Consider the following 3,207-nt stretch of genomic DNA (forward strand, 5'->3'; position numbering starts at 1 on the left):
GATGCGCCGCGCCTGCAAGGTGCCGGCGGCGAGCGCCAGCGCGCCCTTGGCGGCGCGCTGCAGGCCGCGCCCGGCCAGGCCCGCGCCCTTCAGCACGAAGCGCTCGGCATCGGCGAAGACCGGGCTGGAATAATCGGCGCTGCGCGCATCGGTCATCAGCGCGATGCGGTGGCCGCGGCGCAGCAGCTCGGCCGCCAGCGCCTCGGCCGGGAAGAAATGCCCGCCGGTGCCGCCGGCGGCGATGACGATGGGGGGGCTCATTCCTCCTCCCTCCGCGCCAGGCGTCGGCGTGTCAGCGCCAGCAACATGCCCATGCCGAGGGCAACCGCCACCACCGAGGAGCCGCCATAGGAGATGAAGGGCAGCGTCATGCCCTTGGTCGGGATCAGGTGCAGCGCCGAGCCCATGTTGATGAAGGCCTGCAGGCCGAACTGCGTCAGCAGCCCGGTGGCGGCGAGGATGATGAACATGTCCTTCTCGCCCAGCAGCCGCAGCAGGCCGCGCAGCACCACGAAGCCGAACAGCCCGAGGATCAGGATGCAGAGGATCAGGCCGAATTCCTCGCCGGCGACGGCGAAGACGAAATCGGCATGGGCGTCGGGCAGCATCGCCTTCAGCCGCCCCTCGCCGGGGCCGACGCCGAGCAGCCCGCCATGGCCGAAGGCCTCCATCGCCACCTGCACCTGGTAGGTGTCGCCCGAGGCGGGGTCGAGGAAGCGGTCGATGCGGCTGCGGAAATGCGGCAGCACGAAATAGGCGCCGATGCCGCCCAGCACGCCGGCGACGCCGCAGCCCGCCACCAGCACCATGTTGATGCCGGCGACGAAGAGCTGGGCGCAGAACACCGCGCCCACCACCACCAGCATGCCCATGTCCGGCTGCTTCACCAGCACGGCGGCGACCACCAGGAACAGCGCGCAGGCGCCGAGCGTCGCGCGCCAGCCCAGGCTGCGCCCCTCGGCCAGCAGCCAGGCGGCGACCACGGCGAAGCAGGGCTTGAGGAATTCGGAGGGTTGCAGCGTCATGCCCGGCAGGTGCAGCCAGCGCCGCGCGCCCTTGATCTCGACGCCGATGGAGAGCGTCGCCATGGTCATCAGCAGCGCCCCGGCGAAGCCCAGCAGCGCCAGCCGCCGCACCTGCTTCACCGGCAGCAGCGAGATGACGACCATCGTGCCGGTGGCCAGCGCCAGGAAGAAGACCTGCTTCAGGATGAACAGGTCGCGCGAGGAGGCGCCGATGCGCTCGGCGACCCCCGGGCTGGCCGCCAGCAGCATGACGTAGCCGAAGCCGACCAGCGAGAGCAGCGCCGCCAGGGTCCAGCGGTCCACCGTCCACCACCAGCGGCCGAGCACCGAGGTATCGGCACGGGACAGGGCCATCACGCATCCTCCGGCAAGGCGGCGACGAGGGCGCGGAACGCGTCGCCGCGCGCCTCGAAGCCGCTGAACTGGTCGAAGCTGGCGCAGGCGGGGGAGAGCAGCACGGTGCCCGCCCCCTCGGCGCGGGCGGCGGCGAAGGCGGCGGGCACCGCCGCCTCCAGCGTCCCGGCGAGCTCGGCCGGGATGCCGTGCCGCGCCAGCGTCGCGGCAAACGCCTCCGCCGCCTGGCCGATCAGCACGGCGCGGGCGATGCGCGGGAACAGCGGCGCCAGGGCCTCGATGCCCCCCTGCTTCGGCACGCCGCCGGCGATCCAGACCACGCGGCCATAGCTCGCGAGCGCCGGGGCGGCGCTGTCGGCATTGGTGGCCTTGCTGTCATTGACGAACAGGATGCCGGCACGGGTGCCGACCCGCTCCTGCCGGTGCGGCAGGCCGGGGAAGCTGGCCAGCCCGGCGGCGATCTCGGCGCGGCCCAGGCCCAGCGCCAGGGCGGCGGCGACGGCCGCGGCGGCGTTCTGCGCGTTGTGCGCGCCGGGCAGGGCGGCGGCGCGATCCAGATCGGCGATCGGGCCTTGGTCGTCGCGCAGCAGCCGGCCCTCGGCCCAGACACCGCCCGGCTGCGGCGCGTGGCCCGAGATGGGCACCACCCGCGCGGCGCGCCCTTCGGCGAAGCGCGGCCCCCATTCATCGTCCATGCCGATGATGGCGAGGTCGCCCCCGCCCTGCCGGTCGAACAGATGCGCCTTGGCCGCGGCGTAGCCGGGCATGTCGCCATGCCGGTCGATATGGTCCGGTGTCAGGTTCAGCATCAGACCAAGATCGAATCGCAGCTCCGCCAGGCGCTCGAGCATGTAGCTCGACATTTCCAGGACATAAATCCCGTCCTGGTTGAGAATCGGCAATCCGATGGCCGCCGGGCCGAGATTGCCGCCCACCGCCACGGCGCGGCCGGCGCGGGCCAGCAGGTGGTGCAGCAGGGCGGTGGTGGTGGACTTCCCGTTGGTGCCGGTGATGCCGACGAAGCGCGCCGCGCTGCCGGCCGCGCGCACGGCGCGGTAGAGCAGCTCGGCATCGCACAGCACCGGCACGCCGGCGGCGCGCGCCGCCTCCTCCGCCACCGCCGGCAGCAGCTCCGGCAATCCGCCGGGGCCGCCCAGCCGCCGGCTGAACTCGACCAGCCGCCCGAGCGCCGCCATCCGCGCGCGCGCGATGCGCATGGAGCGGCCCAGCCTTCCCGTGGTGCCGGCCAGCAGCAGCGCCACCAGGGCGAAGGTGCCGAGGCCCAGCCAGTCCGCCGGCTCGGCGATGCCGAGGGTGTAGCGCGGCGCCAGGAAGAAGAAGTTCCAGCACAAAAAGCCCAGCAGGGCCGAGGCGGCGGCGTGCCACGGGCCGAAGGCCGCCGACATCGCCACCGTCAGCGCCAGGAACACCATGCCGAGCATGCGCTCGGGCAGCCAGCCCTCGGCCGCGAAGCCGAGCGCGACCACCAGGGCGATGCCGGCCGGCACCAGCGCCCAGGCCAGGCCGCGCGGCCATTCCCGCTCGCGCGGCACGGCGGAGGGCCGCGCCGGCGCGGCGGCCGGGTCGGGCACCATGTGCAGGGTGAAGTCCCGCGCCGCGCGCAGCAGCGCCGCCGAGAGGGTCCGCCCCAGCAGCCGGCGCCAGCGCGGCGGGCGGCCGCGGCCGAGCACCAGATGAGTCGCGTTGCGCGCGCGGGCATGCGCCAGGATCGCCGCCGGCAGGTCGCTGGCCACCAGGGTCTCGACCTCGGCGCCGAGCGCCTCGGCCAGCCGCAGCGCGGCCGCGGGGTCGAGCGCCGCCAGGCTGC

Annotated in this window: 3 protein-coding genes; all 3 read right to left on the reverse strand. The window is 74.2% G+C overall.

The genetic code is table 11. The annotated features are described in order from the left end of the window. Positions 1-261, reverse strand: a 261-nt coding sequence (locus tag HMPREF0731_RS10245; RefSeq protein ID WP_007004035.1) for a glycosyltransferase, incomplete at its 3' end; no start/stop codon positions are given. Next, entirely contained in the window at positions 258-1,382 is a 1,125-nt protein-coding gene (locus HMPREF0731_RS10250) for an FtsW/RodA/SpoVE family cell cycle protein (protein ID WP_456316507.1), read from the reverse strand. The genes HMPREF0731_RS10245 and HMPREF0731_RS10250, both read right to left, overlap by 4 nt. Next, the coding region (gene murD / locus HMPREF0731_RS10255) for a UDP-N-acetylmuramoyl-L-alanine--D-glutamate ligase (protein WP_007004037.1) at positions 1,379-3,207 on the reverse strand (1,829 nt) is incomplete at its 5' end. The genes HMPREF0731_RS10250 and murD, both read right to left, overlap by 4 nt.

The organism is Pseudoroseomonas cervicalis ATCC 49957 (assembly GCF_000164635.1).
Classification (GTDB): Bacteria; Pseudomonadota; Alphaproteobacteria; order Acetobacterales; family Acetobacteraceae; genus Pseudoroseomonas; species Pseudoroseomonas cervicalis.